The 480-nt window shown below is 47.7% G+C and carries 1 protein-coding gene; it reads left to right on the forward strand.

The genetic code is table 11. The features are described from left to right. Nucleotides 1-97 precede the first annotated feature (97 nt). Nucleotides 98-436: a hypothetical protein gene (locus B4U49_RS00225; RefSeq protein WP_078082623.1), complete on the forward strand. Its 339-nt coding sequence runs from the start codon at nucleotides 98-100 to the stop codon at nucleotides 434-436. Nucleotides 437-480 lie beyond the last annotated feature (44 nt).

The raw sequence follows: 480 nt of genomic DNA on the forward strand, positions 1-480 counted from the left end.
TACTTTGTGCACTTTATGCGCAGTCGCTTCGCTCCATTGTCGCGCATAAAATACACAAAGTAAGCCGCCCCTGAGCGCGGCGTTAAGCAACTTAGCCATGGAAACATTTGAACAAGGAAAGTTAATCCTAGAAGAGAAGATCAACGGGGTACTCTGGGAATTCCGGGTTAGTGAAATATTTCATCTTTCAGATGAAGAATATGCGCGAAATGAAGCGTATAACGATACTTTGGGAAATTATGAGCCGGAGAAGGAGTTGCCTACCGATCCCTCGGTTCGTATTACCGCTAGCTCAAAGTCCGGAGAATGCGTCCATTTAACATGGCTGCCACGTGAAAAAACGCTTTCACCACATGTATCAAAGGCCGGGTGGTCAAAAGGTCTGTTTTCCAAGGTAAAAGGGCTGCTTATAAATTGGGAGCTGCCAAATGCTTAACAATGCCAGGCAGTAAGGCTCCGGGCCTTCGGCCCTCCGCGGGA

Origin of the sequence: Microbulbifer mangrovi, assembly GCF_002009015.1 — a bacterium.
GTDB lineage: Bacteria > Pseudomonadota > Gammaproteobacteria > Pseudomonadales > Cellvibrionaceae > Microbulbifer > Microbulbifer mangrovi.